Source organism: Sphingomicrobium lutaoense (assembly GCF_014195685.1).
Classification (GTDB): Bacteria; Pseudomonadota; Alphaproteobacteria; order Sphingomonadales; family Sphingomonadaceae; genus Sphingomicrobium; species Sphingomicrobium lutaoense.
Genome location: NZ_JACICF010000001.1, coordinates 201,975 through 224,286, shown reverse-complemented (window position 1 = coordinate 224,286; position 22,312 = coordinate 201,975). Strand labels below are relative to the sequence as shown.

The following is a 22,312-nucleotide window of genomic DNA, read 5'->3' as shown; positions in this document are numbered from 1 at the left end:
TGAACAAGCGGCGACATGGTCATTCACGGCCTGTTCAATGCCGGAGGCCTAGGGCATGGTTTGAAAGTTGAACCGATGCGTATGATGAAAACTCTCTCGATGGCCCTCGGGGCCGCCATGTTGCTGGCTGCGCCCGCGCCTGCCCTGCAGGCGCCGCCGCAGACCGACCAGGACCGTGCCTATTCCTCGTTGCAGGAAGGCCGTTCCATGCCCCTGCCCGAGATCGAGCGCCGCATCATTCCGCGCATGCGCGGCTATCAATATCTGGGTCCCGACTTCCGTGGCTCCTCCTACCGGCTGAAGTTCATGAAGGAAGGCCGGGTGGTGTGGATCGATGTCGATGCCCGCTCGGGCCGGATTATAGGCCGTTCGGGCCGCTGATTTTCCCCATTTGCGCGAACCGCCGCCTTCGTTAAGCTTCGGCAACCGCCGGGCCGCCTCGTGCGTTGCCCGGCCAACATCGAATAGCGGAGAGGCCTGATGCGCGTCCTGATTGTTGAAGACGAACCCAATCTCGGGCGCCAGTTGCGTTCGACCCTCGAGGGGGCGGGCTATGCAGTCGACCTGGCGACCGATGGCGAGGATGGCCATTTTCTCGGCGCGACCGAAAGCTATGACGCGATCGTCCTCGATCTCGGCCTGCCCGAGATCGACGGGCTGACCGTGCTCGACCGCTGGCGCAAGGAAGGTCATGACATGCCCGTCCTCGTGCTCACCGCGCGCGACAGCTGGTCCGACAAGGTGGCCGGGCTCGACGCGGGCGCAGACGATTATCTCGCCAAGCCCTTCCAGACCGAGGAACTGATCGCGAGGCTGCGCGCGCTGATCCGCCGCGCGTCGGGCAATGCTTCTTCCGAACTTACCGCGGGCGACATCCGGCTCGACACCCGTTCAGGCAAGGTGTCCAAGGCCGGCGAACCGGTGAAGCTCACGGCGCAGGAATATAAGCTTCTCAGCTATCTGATGCACCACAAGGGCAAGGTGGTGAGCCGCACCGAACTGATCGAGCATATCTATGACCAGGATTTCGATCGCGATTCGAACACGATTGAGGTTTTCGTCACGCGCATCCGCAAGAAATTGGGCGCGGACACGATCACCACCATCCGTGGCCTCGGCTACAGCCTCGAGGATCCCGAGGACCGTGATGCCTGAAGGCCATGACCGTCACGGCTGAGGACCCTCACGCTTCCCTGGCCCGCCGGGAATCGCTGACCCGGCGAATGATCGGCATCGCCGCGCTGTGGATCGCGATCCTGCTTCTCCTGGGCGGGTTCGCGCTCGACCGGGTGCTGACGCGCACGGTGATCGAGAATTTCGACAGCCAGCTCGAATTCGTCCTCAACGCGATGATCGCAGCCTCGGAAATCGGCCCCGATGGCGAAGTGCGCTTCACGCGCCCGCCCGCCGACCAGCGCTTCCTCGAACCCTATTCGGGGCTGTATTTCCAGGTCACCGGCGAAGGCGCGGAGACTTTCCCTTCCCGCTCGTTGTGGGACCGGCGGCTCGATGCCTCGGCCGATCATCACGATACCGAGCTTCACACCCGCAATACCGACGAATTCGAGGGCGAGCCGCTGCGCATCCTCGAACGCGATGTGATCCTGCCCGACAGCGACATTCGCTGGCGTTTCCAGGTGGCCGAAAGCCGCGAATCGCTCGACGAGCAGATCCGCGAGTTGCGGCGGACACTTTTCTACAGTTTTGCGGTTCTCGGCCTCGGGCTGATTGCAATGGCAGCGCTGCAGACGCTTTACGGCCTATGGCCGCTTCGGCGAGTGCGGCGCGAAGTGGTGGCGATCCGGTCGGGCGCGCAGACGCGCATCGATCCCGATTTTCCGCGCGAAATCGTCCCGCTGACCGACGAGATCAACGAGCTTCTCGCGCATAATGAGGCACGAGCCGACGAGGCGCGCCGCCATGCGGGCAATCTGGCCCATGCGCTCAAGACCCCGCTGACAGTCATCACCAATGCCGCGACCGCCAATGACGCCAATCTCAACGACATCGTGTGCCGCGAGGCCACGGTGATGCGCCGCCAGGTCGACCATCACCTCGCCCGCGCCCGTGCCATCGGGCGACGCGCCTCGGCGCATGCCCGCGCCAATGTCGCCGAGAGCGTCGCCACGATCGAACGGGCGGTGAGCCGGCTTTACGATGGCAGCACGGTCGACATGACCGGCGACCGCGACGCCTGCGTCCGCGTCGAGCGGCAGGATCTCGACGAAATGCTCGGCAATCTCATCGAGAATGCCGCCAAATATGGCGGCGGGCGGGTATTCGTGACGATCGAGCGGTCGGCCCCGATGGTCGACATCATCATCGAGGATGACGGCAAGGGCATCGCCGAGGAACAGCGCGCCCTGCTGTTCAGCCGTGGAGCGCGGCTCGACACCGACAAGCCGGGCACCGGGCTGGGCCTTGCGATCGTCAAGGATGTGGCGGAAATCTACGGCGGCACGGTCAGCCTGGGCACCAGCGAGGACCTGGGTGGGCTGATGGTCACTCTGTCCCTTCCCGCGACCCAGGAAACTGACTAAGGGGGCAAGCGCGATGAGTGTCACCCCGATCCGCGAAGGCCAGCCCCCTTCCCTGCAGCCCATGATGAGCCTCGTGGCCGAGGACATGAATGCCGTGAATGCGGTGATCCTCGACCGGATGCAGTCGAAGGTCGCGCTCATTCCCGAACTGGCAGGACATCTGATCGCGGGCGGGGGCAAGCGTCTTCGCCCGATGCTGACGCTCGCGAGTGCGGCATTGCTCGACTATCCCGGCACGCGCCACCACAAGCTCGCCGCCGCGGTCGAGTTCATCCATACCGCAACGCTTCTCCATGACGATGTAGTCGATGGTTCGGCGATGCGGCGCGGCAAGAAGGCCGCCAATCTGATCTGGGGCAATCCCGCGACCGTGCTGGTCGGCGATTTCCTCTTCAGCCGCGCCTTCGAACTGATGGTCGAGGACGGCAGCCTCAAGGTTCTCAAGATTCTCAGCCATGCCAGCGCGGTGATCGCGGAGGGCGAAGTCGACCAGTTGACTGCCCAGCGCCGCATCGAGACGAGCGAAGAGGAATATCTGGCGATCATCGGCGCCAAGACCGCTGCCCTGTTTGCCGCCGCCTGCCGCGTTTCGCCGATCGTCGCCGAGGCGAGCGAGGAAGCCGAACTGGCGCTCGAGGCCTATGGACGCAACCTCGGGGTGGCATTCCAGCTGGTCGACGATGCCATCGACTATACCTCGGACGAGGATGTGATGGGCAAGGGGCTGGGAGACGATTTCCGCGACGGCAAGATGACCCTGCCCGTCATCCTTGCCCATTCGCGCGGATCGGACGGCGACCGGACCTTCTGGAAGGACGCGATGCAGGGCAAGCGCGTGAGCGATGACGACCTTGCCCATGCCGTGTCGCTGATGCGCTCGACCGATGCCCTGGCCGACACGCTCGAAGCCGCGCGCAGCTATGCCCGGCGCGCCATCGACGCCTTGTCGATCTTCCCCGATTCCACCGCGCGCAAGGCCATGGCCGAAGCCGCCCAGTTCGCCGTCGCTCGAGCTTATTGAGGCGGCGGTGCCGCTTCCCGTCACGCAAATCCTTCCCGAGCTTCGCGACGCGCTGCGCGAACATGGCCGTGCCCTGCTCATCGCGCCGCCGGGGGCGGGCAAGACCACGGCCATCGCCCCGGCCCTGCTGGACGAGCAATGGTGCACGGGCGAAATCCTGCTTTTGGTCCCGCGCCGTCTCGCGGCGCGCGCGGCGGCCGATTATATGGCGGCGCAGCGGAACGAGCGCAGCGGCGCGACGATCGGCTATGCCACCCGCCTCGACAGCCGCCCGGGCAAGCGCATCACGGTGATGACCCACGGGGTCTACCAGACCCGCATCGAGGCCGATCCCGAATTGACCGGCGTGAGCGCGGTGATCTTCGACGAAGTGCATGAGCGCAGCCTTGGAAACGATGTCGCGCTCGCGCTCACACTCGACGTGGCCGAAAGCCTCCGCCCCGACCTCAAGCTGCTCGCAATGTCGGCGACGCTCGACAGCCAGGGCTTCGCGAGGCTGCTTGGCGATCCCCCGCTGATCGAGAGCGCGGGCAAATCCTATTCGCTCACCATCCGGCATGTGGGACGCGACGCCGCGCGACCCATCGAGAAGCAAATGGCGGCCGCCTGCAAGCGCGCGCTGGACGAACATGAGGGGTCATTGCTCGCATTCCTTCCGGGTGTCGGCGAAATCGAGCGCACTGCGGAGGCATTGGGGAGCCTGCCTGCCGATGTCGAACTGCATCGCCTGCATGGCCGCATCGACCCCGCGGCGCAGCGGGCGGCGCTGGCCAAGCCCGCGCCGGGCACGCGCAAGCTGGTGCTCGCCAGTTCGATTGCCGAGACCAGCCTCACGCTCGAGGATGTACGCATCGTGGTTGATAGCGGGCGGGCACGGCGACCTCGCCATGACGCGGTGGCGGGCTTCACGAGGCTGGTGACCGAGCGAGCGAGCCAGGCAGCGGCGACCCAGCGTGCGGGGCGCGCCGCGCGCCAGGCGCCGGGCGTGGCAATCCGCCTGTGGGAGGAAACCGCGACGCAGGCGCTTCCGCCCCATGACCCGCCCGAGATGCTGGCGGCCGACCTTTCCCCCCTGCTTCTCACCTTGCAGTTGTGGGGCGCGGAGCCCGGCGCATTGCGCTGGATCGATCCGCCGCCCGAGGCATCGCTGGCCATCGCCGAGCGGCAGTTGAAAGCCATCGAGGCGCTGGGCGAGGACGGGCGCATCACGCCATTCGGTCGCAAGCTGGCGGCAATGCCGATGACGCCCCTGCACGCCGCCGCGCTTCTGCATGGGGCGGCGATGGGCGAAGCCGAAACGGCTGCGCAATTCGTCATGCTGGTGCAGGAACGCGGACTGGGCGGGCCAAGCGAGGATCTTGCCATCCGACTGTCCAACTGGCGCGCCGACCGGGGAAAGCGGGCCAGCGCGGCGCGCAAGCTGGCGGCAAGTTGGGCGAAGAAAGCGATGGCGCTGCACGACGCGAAGCCGAAGCGAGGGCCCGATGCGGCGATCGCGCTGGCGCGCGCCTTGCCCGACAATCTGGCGCGGCCCCGCGATGGGAGTGGCGAGCGCTGGGTCTCGGCCGGCGGGCGCGGCTTCTTTCTCGATCCGGCCTCCCCGCTCGCCACCGCGTCATGGCTGCTCATCGCCGATGCGACGGGCCGGGCACGCGAAGCGCGTATCACCGCAGGCCTCGCGCTCGATGCCGCACAGGTCGAGCAGGCCTTTGCCGAGCGGGTTGAGCGGCGCAAGCTGGTGCGCTGGAAGGATGGGCGGGTCGAGGCGGTGGTGGAGAAGCGGCTGGGCGCCATCCGCCTGTCGAGCGGCCCCGACCCCGATCCCGACACGCAGGCGGTGACGGCGCTCCTCCTCGACAAGGCCAGGGAACGGTTGCCCGACCTGCTGCCCACCGACCTGATCGCGCGTGGCCGTTATGCGGGGATCGAAAAGTTGCATCCCGATCATCTTGCCGAGCAGGCCGAGCTGTGGCTCGCCCCCCTGCTGGCGGGGAAGCGCAGGCTCGACCTGTCGCCGCAGCAATGGATCGAGGGGGCCTTGTCGCTGCTCGACTGGGACGAGCGGCAATTGCTTGACCGGCGGGCGCCGCGCCATTTCGAAAGCCCGGCGGGATCGACCCATGCGATCGACTATTCGGGCGACGATGCGCCATCGGTCGAAGTGCGCGCGCAGGCGCTGTTCGGACTGACGCGCCATCCGATGATCGGCGACACCCCGCTTCTCATCAAGCTCACCAGCCCGGCGGGAAGGCCGATCCAGTCGACCCGCGACCTGCCCGCCTTCTGGTCGGGAAGCTGGCATGAGGTCGCCAAGGAAATGCGCGGTCGGTATCCCAAGCATGCCTGGCCCGACGATCCCGCCAGCGCCCCGCCCACCTTGCGCACAAAGCGCGCATCGCGCTCTTGACGCTAAGCGAAAGCCGCGCCACATCGCACGCCATGGCAGACGTCCGTATCATCGAAGAGCAGCGCAAGACCACGCAGTCCGGAAAGGCCCAGGCGGGCCGTTGGCTGCTGGAATATGAGCGTTCCGAAAAACAGCTTCCCGACCCGCTGACGGGCTGGGCGGGCTCGGGCGACACGCGCACGCAGGTGAAGCTCCATTTCGCCACCCTCGAGGAAGCGATCGCCTATTGCGACAAATATGGGCTGACCTATCACGTGGTGAAGGCGCCGCCGGTCAAGCTGAAGATTCAGGCCTACGCCGATAATTTCCGCTAAGGATCAGTCGGGACTTTTGAGCCGGTCCGGCACCGTCTTGATATAGACGTCGCGCTGCGGGAACGGGATCTCGATGTCATTGTCCTTGAAGGACTTCCAGACATTCTTGAGGATTTCCGAACGGACGTTCCCGACGCCGCTTTCGGGATCCTTGATCCACGCCTTGATCTCGAAATTGACGCTATTGTCGCCGAACTCGGCCATCCAGATATTGGGCTTGGGGTTCTTGAGGACGCGCTCGCACTTGGTGACCGCTTCGATGAGCAGCCGTTCGACCTGGTCCATGTCGCTCGAATAGGACACGCCCACCGGGATCGCGACGCGCACGTTGCGGCTCGAATAGGACCAATTCTCCACCGGCTCGGTCATCAGCAATTCGTTCGGGATGAGATGCTCTTTCCCGTCGCGCGTCACCACCGAGACCGCGCGGGTGCCGATCTTGCTGATCTCGCCGAAGGTATCGCCGACCACGATCACGTCGCCTGGCTTGACCGAGCGGTCCATCAGGAGAATGAGGCCCGCGATGAGGTTGCCGAAGGTCTTCTGGAGGCCGAAACCGACGGCCAGGCCGACCGCGCCCGAGAAGACCGCCAGTGCCGAAAGGTCGAGGCCAACCAGGTCGATGCCGACGAGGAAGGCGACCGCGACGATGATGATGGTCGCGATCTTCTCGGCGAGGAGGCCCTGCGTGGCGTCGAGCCGCTTGGACCGCCGGATGGTCTTCTTGACGAGGAAGAGAACCAGCCGGACACTGACATAGAGAAGGATGGCGGCGACGAGGATCGTCCCCACGTCGAGCACCGAAAGTCGGAAATCGCCGATCGCGAAGGCGATGTCGTCCAGATCCTCGAACAGGCGCACCGTCGTATCGACCGTGCCTTCGACCAGCTTTTCAGCGCTTACTTCTGCCATTTCCCAGCCCTAACGGCCTCGTCCGGCCCTGTCTAACCCCCAAAGCGGTCAGAGAAGATAGCGCAGCCGGACATGCTGCTCGCTCGAACCCGCAGGAAGGTCGAAGCGCACTTCGCGGGGCTTGGGCGGGCCCATGCGAAGCTTGGGATTGCCCGAAAAGCCGAAGCCTTCGCGGGGGATGCCGAGCGTCTTGTCGAGCTTGCCATTGCCATTCTCGTCATGGAGCACGAGCAGGCTCCAGCTTCCCGGGGAAAGCCGTTCGAGCTTGACCGAGCGGGCGGCACTGGCGGGCAGTTGCCGCGTGACGCGCCCGTCATGTTCGGCGCAGTCGAGAAACTCCTGCGTCTTGCGCGTCAGGCAGAGATGCACTTCCCCCTTGTCGTTACGCAGCCCTTCCAGCGTCACGGTCAGCGCCGCGCTGGAGAGTGGCGGGGGAAGCGCCGGAGCCAAGAGCGGAATCGCGAGAAGCGCGGGAAGCAGCCGACGTGGCGAACTCACCCAACCCCCGGTCGGTCCCGCACAATCGGTCCCACAGCCTGAAATATAATCCATAATTGCACCGATATTTCTGGTGATGAAGTTCGTGATGGCTGGCCGTGATCAGCCATTTGCCGAGCGGCCCGTGAACAAGCCGCCTCGGAAAGACCTCCCAGCCCATGTGATTGGTCACGCCCATCACCGTCATGACGAGAAGCGTGAGGCCCAGCACCGCGACATGGACCGGGATGACGAAGACCAGCAGGGGTACGACGATCGCGCCGGTGACTGCTTCATAGGGGTGGAAGCTCATCGCCGCCCAGGCAGTGGGCGGGCGGCTGGCATGGTGGACCGCGTGGATGCGCTTGAAGAGCGGAGGCCAGTGCATCGCGCGGTGGGTCCAGTAGAACCAGGCGTCATGCGCGAGAAGCATCAGGAGGAAGGAAAGCGGCAACCACCAGAGCGGATAAGCATCCCATTCCATGTAGATCCGGGTCCAGCCATGTTCGCGCCAGCCCCAGGCGACGATCCCTGCGGGCACCCCGTAAATGGCAGCCGAATAGAGGCTGTAGCGGATTTCCATCACCACCTGGCGCGCCTGTCCGGCCATGCGGTCGGGGAAGCGCCGAGCGGTCCAGGCCGCGAACAAGCCGCTGGAGAGAAAATAGCGCAGGGCGACGATCAGCGTCATCGCCGCCGCCGAGAGGAGGATCGCGGCCAGCATGGATCGAGACTAGGCGGCACGGCGCGGCGGGGCTAGGACAAAGTGATGATGGCCGACCAACCCGATCTCATCATACTCGGCGGCGGCCTCGCGGGAGGGTTGTGCGCCCTCGCGCTCAAGTCGCACCGGCCCGATCTCGACGTTCGCATCGTCGAGAAGGAGGAGAGGCTCGGCGGCAACCATGTCTGGTCCTTTTTCGACAGCGACCTGCCGCCCGGAACGCGCGACTTCGTCGAACCGCTGATCGTGCGCCATTGGGACGAACATGAAGTGCGCTTTCCCGCGCACCAGCGGCGGCTCGACATCGGCTACAACAGCATCACCAGCGAGCGTTTCGACCGGGTCGTTCGCGAGCGGCTGGGTGAATCAGCGATCATCCGCGGCGAGGCCTGTGAAGTGGGTCCAGGCGAGGTCCGATTGCAGGGCGGGCAGCGGATCGAGGCAGGAGCGGTCCTGGATGCCCGCGGCCTTTCGGCGCGTCCCCAAGGCCTGTGCTGCGGCTGGCAGAAATTTCTTGGCCGGATGTTCCATGTCGAAAATGGCCATGGACTGGAATATCCGGTCATCATGGATGCCACGGTCGACCAGTCCGAGGGCTATCGCTTCGTCTATTGCCTGCCCTTCGGCGAGCGGGACATCTTCATCGAGGATACCTATTATCGCGAGGACCCGGACCTCGACCGCGACAGGCTGGCCGAGCGGATCGCCCGGTTCGCCGATGACCAGGGGTGGACCGAGCGCACGCTCGTGCACGAGGAAGAGGGCGTGCTTCCCGTGGTGACGCGCGGCGCGTTCAAGGCGATCTGGCCGGTGGGCAGTCCGGTTGCGCGGGCGGGGGTTCGCGGGGGATTTTTCCATCCGCTCACCAGCTATTCCTTCCCGATGGCGGTCCGCTTTGCCCACTGGCTGGCGACGCGTGCGCCATTGCAGGGCGAGGCGCTGGCGCATGCGGCGCGGCGGCGGGCACGGCAGGCGTGGCGGCTTGGCTGGTTCGACCGCATGCTCGCGCGGATGCTCTTCCGCGCGGCAGCACCCGAGGAGCGCTACCGCATGCTCGAACATTTCTACCGGCTTCCGGCCGGGTTGATCAGCCGCTTCTATGCGGGCAGGTCTTCGGCTGCGGACCGCCTACGCATTCTCTGGGGGCGGCCGCCGGTACCGGTCATCCGTGCGCTGCGCGCCATCATGGAGAAAGCTTGAAACAGGCCATCGTCATCGGATCAGGTTTCGGCGGCCTCGCGCTGGCCATCCGGCTGCAGTCGGCGGGCGTGCGGACGACCATCGTCGAGGCACGGGACAAGCCGGGCGGCCGGGCCTATCATTGGGAGCGCGAAGGGCATGTCTTCGATGGCGGACCCACGGTCATCACCGATCCCGACTGCCTCAAGTCGCTATGGCGACTGTCGGGGCAGGACATTTCGCGCGACGTCGAACTGGTCCCGGTCGATCCTTTCTATGCGCTCGACTGGCCCGACGGGACGCGCTTCGATTACAGCAATGACGAACAGAAGCTGATGCAGGCGATCGCCGCGCTCAATCCCGCCGATGTGGAGGGCTACAAGCGCTTTCTCGACTATTCGGCCGGGGTCTATCGCGAAGGCTATGAGAAGCTGGGTTCGAAGGCCTTCCTGTCGATCGGGGACATGATCAAGGCGGCCCCCGCGCTGGCGCGGTACCAGGCATGGCGGTCGGTCTATTCGATCGTGTCGCAATTCATCGAGGAAGAGCATCTGCGCCAGGCCTTCAGCTTCCACACGCTGCTGGTCGGCGGCAATCCGATGACTTGTTCGGCCATCTATGCGCTCATCCACAAGCTCGAGCGCGATGGCGGCGTGTGGTTCGCAAAGGGAGGCACCAACCGGCTGGTCGCGGGGATGGTAGCGCTGTTCGAGCGGCTGGGGGGCGAATTGCGGCTCGGCGATCCGGTGGTCGAGATCATGACCAGCGGCGACCGCGTTACGGGTGTCCGCACGAAAAGCGGCTGGCAAGCCGATGCCGACGCGGTCGCAAGCAATGGCGACGTGGTCCATAGCTACGGGCTGGTGCGGGACCATCCGCGCGGGCAAAGGAAGGCACGCAGCCTTGCGCGCAAACGCTTCTCGCCCTCACTCTTCGTGCTGCATTTCGGGCTGGAAGGAAAAGCGCCCGACATTCCGCATCACATGATCCTGTTCGGCCCGCGCTATCGCGGCCTCCTGGGCGACATCTACAAGCGCGGGCGGCTGGCCGAGGACCCCGCGCTTTACCTCCACCATCCCACTGCGACCGATCCCTCGATGGCTCCCGAGGGGTGCAGCACTTTCTATGCGCTCGCCCCCGTCCCGCACATGGGCAAGGCCGACGTCGACTGGGAGGAAGTGGGCCCCGCCTATGCCGAAACGATCATCGACACGCTCGAGGAACGGCTGATCCCCGACATCCGTAGCCGGATCCGCACGCGTTTCCATTACAGTCCCGCCGATTTCCGAACCGACCTTTTCGCCCATCTGGGCTCGGCCTTCAGCCTTGAACCCATTCTCACCCAATCGGCCTGGTTCAGGACGCACAATCAGGATGACCGTCTTTCCAATCTCTATTTCGTCGGGGCGGGCACCCATCCGGGCGCAGGCATTCCGGGCGTGGTGGCAAGCGCCGAAGCCACGGCTGGACTGATGCTGGCATGAGCGAGCTGGCGGCCTCCCCTTCCGATCGGGCGCGCATCGTCGAAGCGGCGGGCGGGATCATCGCCGAGGGGTCCAAGAGTTTCCGCTTCGCCAGCCAGCTTTTCAGCGAGGATGTGCGCGAGAAAAGCTGGCTGCTCTATGCCTGGTGCCGGGCCTGCGATGACATCACCGACGGACAGACGCTGGGCCATGATGCCGAACGGCCGATGGATCCCCATGCGCGCATCCAGTTCGTCCGCGACCGCACCCGCGCCGCTCTGGCCGGCGAGGAAAGCGGGCTGGTTCCCTTCGATGCGCTGGCCATCGTGGCGGCGGAAACGGGGCTTCCCCATGCCCTGACCGACGACCATCTGGCAGGGTTCGAGCGCGATGCGGTCGAATGGCGTCCGGAAAGCGAGGAGGACCTGCTTTCCTATTGTTACCAGGTCGCGGGCGCGGTGGGCGTGATGATGGCGCATGTGATGGGCGTGGGTGCCGAGGATCGCGACACGCTAAATCGGGCCGCCGATCTCGGCATCGCCTTCCAGCTGGCCAATATCGCGCGCGACATCGTCGAGGATGCTCATGTGGGCCGCACCTATGTGCCGCGCCAATGGCTCGCCGAATTGGGTATTTCGCCGGGCGAAATCGCCGACCCTCGCCACCGCAGCGCGCTGGCGGAGGTGGGAAAGCGGCTTGCCGACCTTGCCGACCGTTATCGCGAAAGCGCGCGCGTGGGCGCAGGCCGACTGCCGTTTCGCAGCCGCTGGGCGGTGCATTCGGCGGCGCGCATCTATGGCGCGATTGCCGAAAAGGCGCGCGCATTGGGCGAGCGGGCGTGGGACCGGCGCATCCGCATCGGCAAGGCGGAGAAATTGCGATTGGTGGTGGCGGCCCTGTGGGACAGCCTGCGTCCCGCCCCCGCGACGGAGCGAAGCGAGCTGTGGACCCGTCCTATTCCTGTTCGGCGAGAAAGCGCATCAACTGGGCCAGGGTCGATTCCATCTGGTCCTGCATCTGGCTGATCAATTCATTCTCGCGCATGCCTTCATGGTCGAGCGGCTTGGAATAGCTGTCCGAAAAGGCCTGCAGATCTTCCTGGTTGAACACTCCGCGCGCGACCAGCCGGGCAAGGATGACCAGAAGGCCGTTGGTATTGGCGATATTGCCCGCGACCAGCGCCTCGTCGACCATGGTGAGGCGGGCGTCCTCGCCCTGCGCTTCTTCGCCGTCGTGGCGGCTGCTTTCGTCGGTTTGCGTGTCGCTGTCGTCCATGGCTTCAGTGTGAAGCCTCGGCCACGGGATGCAAGCCCCAAATGGCTTCGCCTTCAACCATGCTTGCCGCCTTGGACCGCGGGGCGCTATGGCGCTGGGTCATGGACGCTTCGGACCTCAGAATTGCGCTGATTTCTGGCAATTACAATTATGTGCGGGATGGAGCGAACCAATCGCTCAACCGGCTGGTCGGCTATCTGCTCAGGCAGGGGGCCAAGGTGCGCGTCTATGCGCCGACGGTGGAGAATCCCGCCTTCGAACCGACCGGCGACCTGGTGTCGCTTCCCTCGGTGCCCATTCCGGGGCGCGGCGAATATCGCTTTCCGCTCGGCCTGCCGCGCAAAGTGCGCAAGGACCTCGAAGAGTTCGCTCCCAATGTCGTGCATATCGCCAGCCCCGACATTTCGTCGCATCGCGCGGTGACTTGGGCGAGAAAGCGCGGCATTCCGGCAATCGCCTCGGTCCATACGCGGTTCGAGACCTATCTCGAATATTATCACCTGCAGATGTTCGAGCCTTACATGCGCGCGGCATTGCGGCGGCTTTACCGGCGTTGCGATGCGCTGATCGCGCCGGCCCAGTCGACCGTGGCGGTACTCGAAGCGCAGCGCATGAACGATGAAATCCACATCTGGAGCCGCGGGGTCGATCGTGAACAGTTCAATCCCGAAAGGCGCGACATGGAATGGCGCCGTTCGCTGGGCATCCGGGACGAGGAATTTCTCGTCGCCTTCCTTGGCCGGATCGTCATCGAGAAAGGGCTCGACGTCTTTGCCGATGTCATCGCGCGCTTGAAGAAGACGACGCCCGACGCGCGCGTCCTCGTGATCGGCAAGGGTCCGGCCAAGCCATGGTTCGAACAGCATCTGCCGGACGATGCGGTCTTCATCGGCCAGGTTACCGGCGCGGAACTGGCGCGCGCGGTCGCGTCGAGCGACGTGCTGCTCAACCCCTCGGTGACCGAAGCGTTCGGCAATGTCACGCTGGAGGCGATGGCCTGCGGCCTGCCGGTGGTGGCGACCGCGGCGACCGGCACTAACAGCCTTGTCGAGAATGGCGAGAATGGCTTTCTGTCGTCCCCGGGAGACAATCAGGGTCTGGCCGACAGCCTTGCCCGATATGCAGCCGATCCCGAATTGGCGGCACGGCATGGGCAAGAGGGGCTTCGCCGTGCGCGTACGCGCGACTGGGACCGCATCAACAGCGCGGTGGTCGATGTCTATTGCCGCGTGATCGAGCGGCGGCGGAGCCAGGACTAGAGCTTTTCGATCCGCCGCGCGGCATCGTCGAGAATGTCGGCGATTTCCTGGAGCCGCGCATCGCTGGCATCCTCTGCGGCGACCTTGTGCCACAAGGCCGTCATCACATTGGCGATGGCCTTGCGGATCGGCGCGCGGCCGGCGCGTTCATGATGCTCACCATGGCGTTCGAGCCGCGCCATCAGCCGTTCCACTTCCTCAGCGCGCTCGTCGAGATAGGCTTCACCGTCGGCGGTAATGCCGAACAGCCGCTTGGCGCCCTTGGCAGCCTTTTCCTCGATCAGCCCCATGTCCTCGAGCAGGGTGAGCGTGGGATAGACGGTGCCCGGGCTCGGCGAATATCCGCCGCCCGTCATTTCCTCGAGCGCGCGGATGAGGTCATAACCGTGGCGCGGTTCTTCGGAGATCAGCTTCAGGAGCACGAGGCGCAGCTGGCCGCTGTCGAACATTCGGCGCCGCCTGCCCTTCGAGCCGCGCCCGCCACCGCCGCCCGGGCCCCAGCTGAAGGTGAAGCCGCCGGGACCGAAATCCCAGCCGCGACCTCCGCCCATCGCCATGAAAGCCGGTCCGAACCGCTTCCTGCCATCGCCATGCCAGTGCATCCTGCGCATCATTCGTCTCCACCCAAAGATACATCTTTTACTAGATATATCTTTTGTGTTGGTTCGGCAAGGCTTGGCCATTGGGGGGTTCTGCCCCCATATGCGTGAGCATGGCCGACCTGTTTGCCCCAGACCCCGACGAACGCGAGAGCGGAGCGCCCGCTGCGGCCAATGCTCCGCTTGCCGAGCGCCTGCGCCCGCGCAGCCTCGAAGAGGTCATCGGGCAGGACCATCTGGCCGGCGCCGAAGGTGCGATCGGCCGGATGGTGGCGGCAGGCAAATTGTCCTCGATGATCCTCTGGGGCCCTCCCGGGACCGGCAAGACCAGTATCGCCCGCCTGCTGGCTGATGCGGTGGGCCTGCGCTTCGTCGCGCTTTCGGCCGTCTTTTCGGGGGTCGCCGACCTCAAGAAGGTCTTTGCCGCGGCGCGCGAAATGGCGAAGGCAGGAAAACGCACCCTCCTCTTCGTGGATGAAATCCACCGTTTCAACCGGTCGCAGCAGGATGGATTCCTGCCCTATGTCGAGGATGGCACCATCATCCTCGTCGGCGCGACTACCGAAAATCCCAGCTTCGCGCTCAATGCCGCGCTTCTGTCGCGGGCGCAGGTCCTCATCCTCCACCGTCTCGACGATAAGGCCCTGGAAGGGCTGTTGTCGCGCGCCGAGGAGGAAACGGGCAAGTCGCTGCCGCTTACCGGTGACGCGCGATCCGCGCTCATTGCCTCCGCCGATGGCGACGGGCGCTTTTTGCTCAACCAGGCCGAGACGCTGTTCGATCTCGACATTGCGGAACCGCTCGGTCCCGCCGCGCTGGCCCAGCTGCTGCACCGGCGGATGGCAGTCTATGACAAGGATCGCGACGGCCATTACAATCTCATCAGCGCGCTGCACAAAAGCCTGCGAGGATCCGATCCGCAGGCAGCGCTCTATTATCTCGCGCGGATGCTGGTCGCGGGCGAGGAGCCGCTCTACGTGCTGCGGCGTCTGGTGCGCTTTGCCTCCGAGGATGTCGGGCTGGCCGATCCGCAGGCGCTGGTCCAGTGCCTCGCGGCCAAGGATGCCTATGAATTCCTGGGCTCGCCCGAAGGGGAGTTGGCGATCGTCCAAGCCTGCCTCTATCTTGCCACCGCGCCCAAGTCGAACGCGGCCTACCAGGCGCAGAAAGCCTCCTTTTCCAGCGCGCGCGAGACCGGGTCGCTGATGCCGCCCGCCAATATCCTCAATGCCCCGACCAAGCTGATGAAGGACATCGGATATGGCCAGGGCTATCAATATGACCATGACGCGCCGGACGGTTTTTCGGGCGACGATTATTGGCCCGAAGAGATGGAGCCGCGCCGCTTCTACGAGCCCTCGGGTCGGGGCTTCGAGGACAAGATCGCGCAGCGCCTCGCCTATTGGGAAGAGCGGCGCGCCGAATTGACAAAGGCCAAGACAAACCGCTGATCTTGGGGCATGATGCGCCCAAATCCGGAAACAAGGGGGGTTTGACCATGTATTCCACCGAAACGCCTGCTGCCTATTGGCAGGAGCAGTTGATCGTCTGGGGTCCCAAGATCCTGATCGCGATCGTCATCCTCATCGTCACCCATTTCATCGCCAAGGCGGTGCAATGGGGAATCGCGAAGCTGGTCGACCGCATCCCCGTTCTCAAGCGCGATCCCGATATCGGCGGCGACAGCGTCGGCAAGGAACTGGGACGGCTCGGCTATTGGCTGGTCTGGCTCGTCGGCCTGATCGTCGCGCTCCAGCCGCTGGGGCTGTCGGGCGTGCTCACGCCGGTCACCAACCTCACCAACGAGGTGTTCGCCTTCCTGCCCAAGCTGTTCGGTGCGGGTCTCTTCTTCTTCGCCGGCCTGATCCTCGCTAGGATCGTGCGGCATATCGTCGAAGCCGCGCTGGGCGCGATCAATCTCGAACGGCTTGCCAGCCGAGCGGGCATTTCGGTTGGCGAAGCGCCGGTCAAGGTGGACAGCGTCGGCGAGGCCACCGAAGGCGAAGCGCCGGTGCGCAGTTCGATCGCGCGAGCGGTCGGGGCGACCGTGTCGGCGCTCATCATCATCACCGTGTCGATCGGCGCGCTGCAGATCCTCGAAATCTCGGCGATTTCGGACCCGGCGAGCGCGATGCTCAACACCATTCTCGATGCCATTCCCAATGTCATCGCCGCGGTCATCTGGCTGGCGATCGCCTATATCATCGGCAAATGGGTCAAGTCGCTCATCGAGACGGTGCTTCCCAGCCTCAATTTCGATGACAGCGTGCGCGCGCTGGGCATCCTCCCCGCGGGGTCGAGCCCGTCGCGCATCGTCGGCACCATCGCCTTCACCGCCGTCCTCCTGTTCGCCGCGATCGAAGCGGCGCGCCAGCTTGGCGGTGACAGTATCGCAGCAATCCTGTTCCAGGTCACTGAACTGGGCGGCAAGGTCATTTTCGGCACCGTCGTGATCGTGGTCGGCCTGTTCCTTGCCCGGCTGTTGTCGAACCTCGTCGGCACCTCGACGGGTGAAGGCGCCTATGCCCAGACGATCGTCAAATATGCGATCATTGCGCTGTTCACCGCGATCGGCCTCACCTTCATGGGTCTGGCCGACCAGATCGTCATGCTGGCCTTCGGCCTCATCCTCGGTTCGGCGGCGGTCGCCACTGCTCTCGCCTTCGGTCTTGGCGGTCGCGATGCGGCGGCGCGGATGCTCGAGGAATGGCAGAATGCCAATCCCGGCCAGCCGATGCGTCCGCCCGAGCCCAAGCGCCTCAAGAAGGCTCCGCCGGAGGACGACAGTCAACCGCCACTGGTGTGACACGACGGTTCGAGCGATTTGCGGTCATTGACTGGTCGGGCGCCAAGGTCGCGCGCCCGCCCGGTCTGGCCGTCGCCTTCGCAGGGGAAGGCGATGCCGCTCCCCAATTGCTCGGCGACCGCAATTGGTCACGGGGCCGCATCCTCGACTGGCTGAAGCGGCTGGCGCGCAGGAAGGCCCCGGTGCTGATCGGGCTCGACCTGTCCCCGTCTCTACCTTTCGTGGACCGGGGCGCTTTCTTTCCCGGATGGGATGAGTCCCCGCCCGATGCCAAGGCGCTCTGGGCGATGGTGGATGAGCTGTCGGCGGGGGACGAACATCTGTCGGTGTCTTCCTTTCTCCAGCACCGCCAAGCCAAGCGCTATTTCCGGCTGCAGAATGACTGCGGCGACCTCTTCGGCGAGGGACGCGGAAGGCTGCGGCTGTGCGAGGAGCGCCAGAAGGCCGCGGGGCTCCAGCCTTATAGCTGCATGAACCTGGTGGGCGCCGCGCAGGTCGGAAAATCGAGCCTGACGGGGATGCGGGTGTTGCACCGGCTGGCGGGTGAAGTGCCAATCTGGCCTTTCGACCCGATCCCCGAGGAAGGCCCGCTGATCGTCGAGATCTATACCAGCCTTGCGGCGCGACTGGCAGGAGTGCCCAAGGGGCGCAGCAAGACCGTCGATCCCGACGATCTCGACCGGCGGCTCGCACATTTCGACAGCGCTCCGCACCGCCGGCTGGCGCGCTATACCGACCATGCCACCGATGCCATCCTGACGAGCGCATGGCTGCGCCGCGCCGCCGAAGAGGAGAGACTGTGGAAGCCCCCGCTCCTCGATGGCGAGGTCGCCCGCACCGAAGGCTGGACCTTCGGCGTTCTTTAGGACAAAGGGGGCCGGTGGATGGGCCGGCTTAGCTCAGCTGGTAGAGCAGCGGTTTTGTAAACCGAAGGTCGCGGGTTCGATTCCTGCAGCCGGCACCAGGGCCCCCTGTCTCCCGATCAGAAGCTCAAGCGCGCGCTCAAGCGGATGTCGCGCCCGCCCAAGGGCACGAAGTCCTTGGTGAAGCTGGCGTGGCGGCGCGCATCGACGTCGAAGATATTGTTCGCCGCGAGGATGATCGTGGTTTCATTATCCTTGCCGAGCGGCTTCCAAGCAAGCGATGCGCCGACCAGCGTGTGGCCATCGGTGCGCGTTTCGAGCGGAGCGGTGCGATCCTGGTCGTCGACCCATTCGAGTTCGATCCGCCCGGTCCAGACGTCATATTCCGCTTCCAGCCCGCCGCCGATACGCAGCGGGGGAATGCGCGGCACATTGGTGCCGTCGGCCAGCTCGGCACGGACATAATCGGCCACCAAGTCGCCCGAGAGCTTGAAGTCGCCGGAGCTGTAGAGCGGAGCGCGGGCTTCGAGTTCGATGCCCCAATAGTCGGCATCCTGCTGGCGATAGGCGAAGACCGGCAGACCATCCTCTTCTTCGCCGGTCGCGGCCTGGTAGATGAAATTGTCGAACCGGTTGGTCCAGAGCGTCGCCGAACCCGCGAAGGAGGGGCCGTCGTGACGCAGGAAGATTTCCCCGCCCCAGCTGGTCTCGATCGTAAGGTCGGGATTGCCTTCCTCGAACGACTGGCTGGCGATGTGGGGGCCGCCCGCGAACAATTCTTCCGCCGAGGGCGCGCGTTCGGCGCGCGAGACGTTGATGCCGACCGTGGTGTCCTCGCCCAGCTCATAATTGGCGCCAAGCGCGCCGCTGATCGCCGTGAAGTCACGCTTCAGGCCAAGCGGGTCCGAACGGACATCGGTGAATTCGGCGCGCAGCGCGCCTTCGATGCCGAGGCGGGACGGTTGATATTCCTGCACCGTGAAAATGCCCCACTGGCTGGTTTCGTTGGGCGGCACGAAGGCTTCGGCACCGACCGCGTCGAAATCGCGCGAATAATATTGGATGCCGCTGGCGCCGTGCCAGCCGTCGGTGTCGCGCTGCTTCAGCTCGAGCCGGCCTTCGACGCCATCGGACAGATAGGTCGTGCCGACTTCGCCATTTTCCAGCTCGACATGCTCATAGTCGGCGGTGGCAAGGCGCAGCAGCGCATGTTCGAAAAAGCCCTCGAGATAGAGCTTGGCGCGGCCGTCGAGGCGCTTCTGGCGAAGGTCGATGGCGATGCTTTCCTCGCCTTCCTCTTCCTCGCCGCCATGACCCTCTTCGGCATATTCCGCGCCGGGACGCAGCGGAACGCCGTAGAAGGTGTCGAAAATCGAATAGGAAGCGCCGACTTCGAAACGGTCGCCGATGTAGGAAAGCCCGGCAGCGGCGGTCCATTGTTCGACGCCGCTATTTTCGAGCCGGCCCTTGCGGTTCGCCAGTTCCTCCAGTTCGTCGGCCTCTTGGAATTCGCCTTCGGCCCGTTCTTCAGCGGCAGTCGCGAGCACTTCCTCGCGGAGCGGGCGAGCGAGGACATAGCTGCCGACCTTGAGATCGTCGCTGTCCTGCCAGCTGGCATCGGCGTGGAAGACGAAATTGCTGCCGAGGTCGAGATCGACCGCTCCGCCGACCGACACTCCGTCATTGACCGAGCTATATTGGCCGATCGCGTCGACATGATAGCCGCCCTGCGGAATGTTGCGCGGAATGCGGCGGTCGATCACGTTGACCGCCCCGCCCACGGCTTGGCTGCCGTAGATCAGCACGGCGGGACCGCGAAGAACTTCGATCCGCTCGGAGGTCAAAGGATCGATGGTGGTGGCATGGTCGGCAGAGGTGTTGGACACGTCGATCGCGCCCAGACCGTCGTTGAGAACGCGGATGCGTTCGCCCTGGAAGCCGCGCAGAACGGGTCGCGACGCGCCGGGCGAAAAGCTGGTCGCCGAAACGCCGGGGACCGAGGCGAGCACGTCGCCCACCTGCATCTCGAGATTGCGCTGCAATGCAACGCCTTCGACAACCGAACTGCCCGCGAGAAGATCGAGCCCCTCGATCAGATGGCCGGTGATCACGATTTCCTCGCGCTCGGGGCGCGGTTCGCGTTCGGTCGGTTCGGGCGGGGTCGCCGGCTGGAGGCCGAGCGCGGAAACGGATGCAAGAAGGGTGAGCATGACTGTCACTTGATCTCTTCGATGATGATTTCGGGGGGACTTATGCGAGATAATGTATCATCACAAGCTTTCGTCGCGATGAACGGTGCCCTGCGGGAGGCGGATCAACAAGCGAACGGCCCGGCCTCCCGCGTGGGGAAGCCGGGCCGCGGCGGGGGCGCCCGTGGGATCGGGCGCCGGGGGGCCTTGATGTCCTAGGGGTCGATCCCCGCGGCAATGGCTTCGAGCTTGCGGATCCGTTCCTTGAGATCGGCGATCTCGATGAGGTCGGCCGCATTGGAATATTCCGGATCGCTGCCGAGGCTGGCGAGTTCGAGCCGCTTGAAGTCGATCCAGCCGCGAAAGGCCTTCAGTCCGGCGTAGGCAGCCAGTCCGAGCGATGCCAGGACGGTGACGCCGATGAGGGCGATACTGAGGGGCTCCATCATCATTTTTCCTCCTTGAGCGCTTCGATTTCGCGCGCCAGCGCATCGCTGTCGGCATTGTGGAGATGGTGGTCGATCGCCATCATGCGCCGGTCCTTTTCGTCGAGCTTGGTGCGGGCATCATGGACCGAGCCGCGCACCGGGCGCTGGAGCCGGTCATACTCGCTCATCGACATTTCCTTCTTGCGCTGGAGCGAGAAGAAGATGCCCGCGGCGACATAAGCGATGAGCAGGACTTCCCAGCTGATGAACAAGAAGCTGGCGACGAAGCCGATGCGCAGGAAAGTGGGATCCACCCCGAAGCGTTTGCCCATATGGGCGAAGACCCCGGCAACTTTCTTGTCCTTGCTGGCGAGTGCGTAGCGATAGGTCTTGGACATCCCCTTTGTCCCTTTCTAATTCTGTTTCTTGGCGGCCTGGGCCGCTTTCATGGCCGCCAGTTCGGCTTCGATCTTGTCGGAGGCGCGCAGTTCGGCGATTTCGTCTTCGAGCGACTTGGGACCGGTGAGGCCCAACGCTTCGGCATGGCCCTCGGCAAGGTCTGCGCGGCGCTCGAGCATCTCGAAGCGCGAGAAGGCATCTTCGGTGCGGCTGCCATAGACCATTTCGCGGGCACGGGCGCGGGTCATCGCGCTCTCGATGCGGCTGGCGATCGAATTCTGGCGCGCGCGGGCTTCGGCGAGCTTGGCCTGCAGCTTGGCAATGTCGGCTTCATAGCCTTTCAAGACGGTCTCGATCTGCTCCATCTCCTGATGCAGTCCGTCGATGGTGTCGCCAAGCTTGGCCTTTTCGAGAAGCGCCTGTTTGGCAAGATCGTCGCGACCTTTCGACAGGGCGAGTTCGGCACGCTCGGTCCATTCATCGCGAAGCGTTTCGAGACGGGCGTTGGCGCGGCGCATTTCCTTCAGATCGGCGATCGAGCGCGCGGCGGTGGCACGCACCTCGACCAGAACTTCTTCCATCTCGGCAATGATCATGCGGATCATCCGGGCCGGGTCTTCGGCGCGGTCGAGCATCTCGGTGACGTTGGCGGCGATGATGTCGCGGGCCCGGGTGAAGATCGGACCGTTGAGGATCGCGCCCAGCGGAGCGAAGGCTCCGCCGCCGTCGCCGGCCTGGCGGTCGCTGTCGGCCACACGCTCGGGGCGCACCGGCCGGGCGATCCGGACCTTGGGAACTGCCTTGATGGGTTCGAGATCAGGCATAGGTTGCGACCTGGATCGGGCTGGCGGCGATAGCATCGCTCGGCGCGATGGTGGTGCCGACGACGAGGCTGCTCATCACGACCGAAGCGATCGCGGCGATCAGATGGCGCTGGAACTTGGAACCGGACATTTTCTATCTCCCTTTTGGCCGCCGGAACCTTGGGTTTTGGCGGTCGCCCTACACCTTGCATGGGGCGTGCCAATCGCGGTTTTCCGCCAAATGTCGTGGAGCCGACACGGGAAAGCGAGGGGATTGGTGGAAATTCCCACCAGCAGTTGGGAAAGTGTCCCGACCCATCGGCGATGGATCCAGAAACCGCTTTCGCCCGTTGATGAGGAAAGCATTTCAGGAGACAAGGAACATGCTACGCAGCCTCATTACCGCCGTCGCGGGCCGCAAGGTCGCCCAGAATCTCGGTGGAGGTGCCATCGGGACCGCCGCTGCCACGGCCCTGCCCTTCGTCGCCAAGCGCGGCCTCGGCCCGCTCGGCGTTGCTCTGACCGCCGGATGGGCCGCCAAGAAATATATGGATTACCGGCGCAGCAAGAAGATGCAGGCCTATCCGCCCTCGGCGACGCCTACGCCGCCGCCCGCGGCCTGAAGCCGGTCAATCAACCCCAAGCGATCGCCCT

24 protein-coding genes and 1 tRNA gene are annotated in these 22,312 nt (G+C 64.9%); 15 read left to right on the top strand and 10 right to left on the bottom strand.

What is annotated here, in order from left to right:
• Positions 1–75 precede the first annotated feature (75 nt).
• From FHS50_RS01105 to FHS50_RS01080, 6 genes are all read left to right on the top strand, one after another.
• On the top strand, positions 76–381 hold the full coding sequence (locus FHS50_RS01105) for a hypothetical protein (protein ID WP_246332906.1): 306 nt from the start codon (positions 76–78) through the stop codon (positions 379–381).
• A gap of 99 nt (positions 382–480) precedes the next feature.
• The gene (locus FHS50_RS01100; RefSeq protein WP_183932508.1) at positions 481–1,155 is read left to right on the top strand and encodes a response regulator; all 675 of its coding nucleotides are present in this window, start codon (positions 481–483) and stop codon (positions 1,153–1,155) included.
• Positions 1,156–1,223: 68 nt separating this feature from the next.
• Positions 1,224–2,540, top strand: coding sequence for a sensor histidine kinase (locus FHS50_RS01095; RefSeq protein WP_183932507.1), 1,317 nt, complete (start codon positions 1,224–1,226; stop codon positions 2,538–2,540).
• A 13-nt stretch (positions 2,541–2,553) separates the two neighbouring features.
• Positions 2,554–3,561, top strand: a complete 1,008-nt coding sequence (locus tag FHS50_RS01090) for a polyprenyl synthetase family protein (protein WP_183932506.1) — start codon at positions 2,554–2,556, stop codon at positions 3,559–3,561.
• 7 nt (positions 3,562–3,568) lie between these two features.
• Complete coding sequence (hrpB, locus tag FHS50_RS01085; protein WP_265568879.1) at positions 3,569–5,968, top strand: ATP-dependent helicase HrpB; 2,400 nt, start codon at positions 3,569–3,571, stop codon at positions 5,966–5,968.
• A gap of 32 nt (positions 5,969–6,000) precedes the next feature.
• A complete protein-coding gene (locus FHS50_RS01080) occupies positions 6,001–6,282 on the top strand; it encodes an NADH dehydrogenase ubiquinone Fe-S protein 4 (RefSeq protein WP_183932504.1) in 282 nt (93 codons plus the stop codon).
• 3 nt (positions 6,283–6,285) lie between these two features.
• On the opposite strand, the gene FHS50_RS01075 is transcribed toward FHS50_RS01080, so the two are convergent.
• Genes FHS50_RS01075 through FHS50_RS01065 form a run of 3 tightly spaced genes read right to left on the bottom strand, consistent with a single transcriptional unit; the run spans position 6,286 to position 8,395 of the window.
• The gene (locus tag FHS50_RS01075) at positions 6,286–7,194 is read right to left on the bottom strand and encodes a mechanosensitive ion channel family protein (protein WP_183932503.1); all 909 of its coding nucleotides are present in this window, start codon (positions 7,192–7,194) and stop codon (positions 6,286–6,288) included.
• Positions 7,195–7,242: 48 nt separating this feature from the next.
• Complete coding sequence (locus tag FHS50_RS01070; protein ID WP_183932502.1) at positions 7,243–7,599, bottom strand: DUF2141 domain-containing protein; 357 nt, start codon at positions 7,597–7,599, stop codon at positions 7,243–7,245.
• Positions 7,577–8,395 carry a sterol desaturase family protein gene (locus tag FHS50_RS01065; RefSeq protein WP_183932501.1) on the bottom strand — a complete coding sequence of 273 codons (819 nt, stop codon included), beginning with the start codon at positions 8,393–8,395 and terminating at the stop codon, positions 7,577–7,579. Before FHS50_RS01065 ends, FHS50_RS01070 begins: the two co-directional genes overlap by 23 nt.
• 48 nt (positions 8,396–8,443) lie before the next feature.
• On the opposite strand from FHS50_RS01065, the gene crtY reads away from it, so the two are divergent.
• Genes crtY through FHS50_RS01050 form a run of 3 tightly spaced genes read left to right on the top strand, consistent with a single transcriptional unit; the run spans position 8,444 to position 12,062 of the window.
• Positions 8,444–9,595, top strand: a complete 1,152-nt coding sequence (crtY, locus tag FHS50_RS01060; protein WP_183933835.1) for a lycopene beta-cyclase CrtY — start codon at positions 8,444–8,446, stop codon at positions 9,593–9,595.
• Entirely contained in the window at positions 9,592–11,058 is a 1,467-nt protein-coding gene (locus tag FHS50_RS01055; RefSeq protein ID WP_183932500.1) for a phytoene desaturase, read from the top strand. Before crtY ends, FHS50_RS01055 begins: the two co-directional genes overlap by 4 nt.
• A complete protein-coding gene (locus tag FHS50_RS01050; RefSeq protein ID WP_183932499.1) occupies positions 11,055–12,062 on the top strand; it encodes a phytoene/squalene synthase family protein in 1,008 nt (335 codons plus the stop codon). Before FHS50_RS01055 ends, FHS50_RS01050 begins: the two co-directional genes overlap by 4 nt.
• Here the strand turns inward: FHS50_RS01050 and FHS50_RS01045 are convergent.
• Complete coding sequence (locus FHS50_RS01045) at positions 11,992–12,312, bottom strand: hypothetical protein (protein WP_183932498.1); 321 nt, start codon at positions 12,310–12,312, stop codon at positions 11,992–11,994. The genes FHS50_RS01050 and FHS50_RS01045 overlap by 71 nt on opposite strands.
• 101 nt (positions 12,313–12,413) lie before the next feature.
• Here FHS50_RS01045 and FHS50_RS01040 point away from each other — a divergent pair, with 101 nt between their 5' ends.
• Positions 12,414–13,571: a glycosyltransferase family 4 protein gene (locus tag FHS50_RS01040; RefSeq protein WP_183932497.1), complete on the top strand. Its 1,158-nt coding sequence runs from the start codon at positions 12,414–12,416 to the stop codon at positions 13,569–13,571.
• Here the strand turns inward: FHS50_RS01040 and FHS50_RS01035 are convergent.
• Positions 13,568–14,185 carry a PadR family transcriptional regulator gene (locus tag FHS50_RS01035; RefSeq protein ID WP_246332905.1) on the bottom strand — a complete coding sequence of 206 codons (618 nt, stop codon included), beginning with the start codon at positions 14,183–14,185 and terminating at the stop codon, positions 13,568–13,570. The two genes, FHS50_RS01040 and FHS50_RS01035, sit on opposite strands and share 4 nt — an antisense overlap.
• 98 nt (positions 14,186–14,283) lie before the next feature.
• On the opposite strand from FHS50_RS01035, the gene FHS50_RS01030 reads away from it, so the two are divergent.
• The 4 genes from FHS50_RS01030 (at position 14,284) to FHS50_RS01015 (ending at position 17,940) form a co-directional block, all read left to right on the top strand.
• Complete coding sequence (locus tag FHS50_RS01030) at positions 14,284–15,621, top strand: replication-associated recombination protein A (RefSeq protein ID WP_183932496.1); 1,338 nt, start codon at positions 14,284–14,286, stop codon at positions 15,619–15,621.
• Between the two features lie 47 nt (positions 15,622–15,668).
• Complete coding sequence (locus FHS50_RS01025; protein WP_183932495.1) at positions 15,669–16,976, top strand: mechanosensitive ion channel; 1,308 nt, start codon at positions 15,669–15,671, stop codon at positions 16,974–16,976.
• Complete coding sequence (locus FHS50_RS01020) at positions 16,973–17,842, top strand: hypothetical protein (RefSeq protein ID WP_183932494.1); 870 nt, start codon at positions 16,973–16,975, stop codon at positions 17,840–17,842. The genes FHS50_RS01025 and FHS50_RS01020 overlap by 4 nt, the downstream gene beginning before the upstream one ends.
• Before the next feature lie 22 nt (positions 17,843–17,864).
• Positions 17,865–17,940 (top strand) — tRNA-Thr (locus FHS50_RS01015).
• Between the two features lie 18 nt (positions 17,941–17,958).
• On the opposite strand, the gene FHS50_RS01010 is transcribed toward FHS50_RS01015, so the two are convergent.
• From FHS50_RS01010 to FHS50_RS00990, 5 genes are all read right to left on the bottom strand, one after another.
• Positions 17,959–20,049, bottom strand: a complete 2,091-nt coding sequence (locus FHS50_RS01010; RefSeq protein ID WP_183932493.1) for a TonB-dependent receptor — start codon at positions 20,047–20,049, stop codon at positions 17,959–17,961.
• A 194-nt stretch (positions 20,050–20,243) separates the two neighbouring features.
• A complete protein-coding gene (locus FHS50_RS01005; protein ID WP_246332904.1) occupies positions 20,244–20,480 on the bottom strand; it encodes a hypothetical protein in 237 nt (78 codons plus the stop codon).
• The gene (locus FHS50_RS01000; RefSeq protein ID WP_183932492.1) at positions 20,477–20,854 is read right to left on the bottom strand and encodes a PspC domain-containing protein; all 378 of its coding nucleotides are present in this window, start codon (positions 20,852–20,854) and stop codon (positions 20,477–20,479) included. The genes FHS50_RS01005 and FHS50_RS01000 overlap by 4 nt, the downstream gene beginning before the upstream one ends.
• A 15-nt stretch (positions 20,855–20,869) precedes the next feature.
• The gene (locus FHS50_RS00995; protein WP_246333012.1) at positions 20,870–21,490 is read right to left on the bottom strand and encodes a PspA/IM30 family protein; all 621 of its coding nucleotides are present in this window, start codon (positions 21,488–21,490) and stop codon (positions 20,870–20,872) included.
• Between the two features lie 181 nt (positions 21,491–21,671).
• Entirely contained in the window at positions 21,672–21,809 is a 138-nt protein-coding gene (locus FHS50_RS00990) for a hypothetical protein (RefSeq protein WP_183932490.1), read from the bottom strand.
• A 232-nt stretch (positions 21,810–22,041) separates the two neighbouring features.
• On the opposite strand from FHS50_RS00990, the gene FHS50_RS00985 reads away from it, so the two are divergent.
• Positions 22,042–22,281, top strand: coding sequence for a hypothetical protein (locus FHS50_RS00985; RefSeq protein ID WP_183932489.1), 240 nt, complete (start codon positions 22,042–22,044; stop codon positions 22,279–22,281).
• The last annotated feature ends 31 nt before the right edge of the window (positions 22,282–22,312 follow it).

Coding starts and splice junctions, on each gene's coding strand:
- FHS50_RS01105 (WP_246332906.1), top strand. CDS start 76: ATGCGTATGATGAAAACTCTCTCGATGGCCCTCGGGGCCGCCATGTTG.
- FHS50_RS01100 (WP_183932508.1), top strand. CDS start 481: ATGCGCGTCCTGATTGTTGAAGACGAACCCAATCTCGGGCGCCAGTTG.
- FHS50_RS01095 (WP_183932507.1), top strand. CDS start 1,224: ATGATCGGCATCGCCGCGCTGTGGATCGCGATCCTGCTTCTCCTGGGC.
- FHS50_RS01090 (WP_183932506.1), top strand. CDS start 2,554: ATGAGTGTCACCCCGATCCGCGAAGGCCAGCCCCCTTCCCTGCAGCCC.
- FHS50_RS01080 (WP_183932504.1), top strand. CDS start 6,001: ATGGCAGACGTCCGTATCATCGAAGAGCAGCGCAAGACCACGCAGTCC.
- FHS50_RS01075 (WP_183932503.1), bottom strand. CDS start 7,194: ATGGCAGAAGTAAGCGCTGAAAAGCTGGTCGAAGGCACGGTCGATACG.
- FHS50_RS01065 (WP_183932501.1), bottom strand. CDS start 8,395: ATGCTGGCCGCGATCCTCCTCTCGGCGGCGGCGATGACGCTGATCGTC.
- crtY (WP_183933835.1), top strand. CDS start 8,444: ATGGCCGACCAACCCGATCTCATCATACTCGGCGGCGGCCTCGCGGGA.
- FHS50_RS01050 (WP_183932499.1), top strand. CDS start 11,055: ATGAGCGAGCTGGCGGCCTCCCCTTCCGATCGGGCGCGCATCGTCGAA.
- FHS50_RS01045 (WP_183932498.1), bottom strand. CDS start 12,312: ATGGACGACAGCGACACGCAAACCGACGAAAGCAGCCGCCACGACGGC.
- FHS50_RS01040 (WP_183932497.1), top strand. CDS start 12,414: ATGGACGCTTCGGACCTCAGAATTGCGCTGATTTCTGGCAATTACAAT.
- FHS50_RS01035 (WP_246332905.1), bottom strand. CDS start 14,185: ATGATGCGCAGGATGCACTGGCATGGCGATGGCAGGAAGCGGTTCGGA.
- FHS50_RS01030 (WP_183932496.1), top strand. CDS start 14,284: ATGGCCGACCTGTTTGCCCCAGACCCCGACGAACGCGAGAGCGGAGCG.
- FHS50_RS01025 (WP_183932495.1), top strand. CDS start 15,669: ATGTATTCCACCGAAACGCCTGCTGCCTATTGGCAGGAGCAGTTGATC.
- FHS50_RS01010 (WP_183932493.1), bottom strand. CDS start 20,049: ATGCTCACCCTTCTTGCATCCGTTTCCGCGCTCGGCCTCCAGCCGGCG.
- FHS50_RS01005 (WP_246332904.1), bottom strand. CDS start 20,480: ATGATGATGGAGCCCCTCAGTATCGCCCTCATCGGCGTCACCGTCCTG.
- FHS50_RS01000 (WP_183932492.1), bottom strand. CDS start 20,854: ATGTCCAAGACCTATCGCTACGCACTCGCCAGCAAGGACAAGAAAGTT.
- FHS50_RS00995 (WP_246333012.1), bottom strand. CDS start 21,490: ATGCTCGACCGCGCCGAAGACCCGGCCCGGATGATCCGCATGATCATT.
- FHS50_RS00990 (WP_183932490.1), bottom strand. CDS start 21,809: ATGTCCGGTTCCAAGTTCCAGCGCCATCTGATCGCCGCGATCGCTTCG.
- FHS50_RS00985 (WP_183932489.1), top strand. CDS start 22,042: ATGCTACGCAGCCTCATTACCGCCGTCGCGGGCCGCAAGGTCGCCCAG.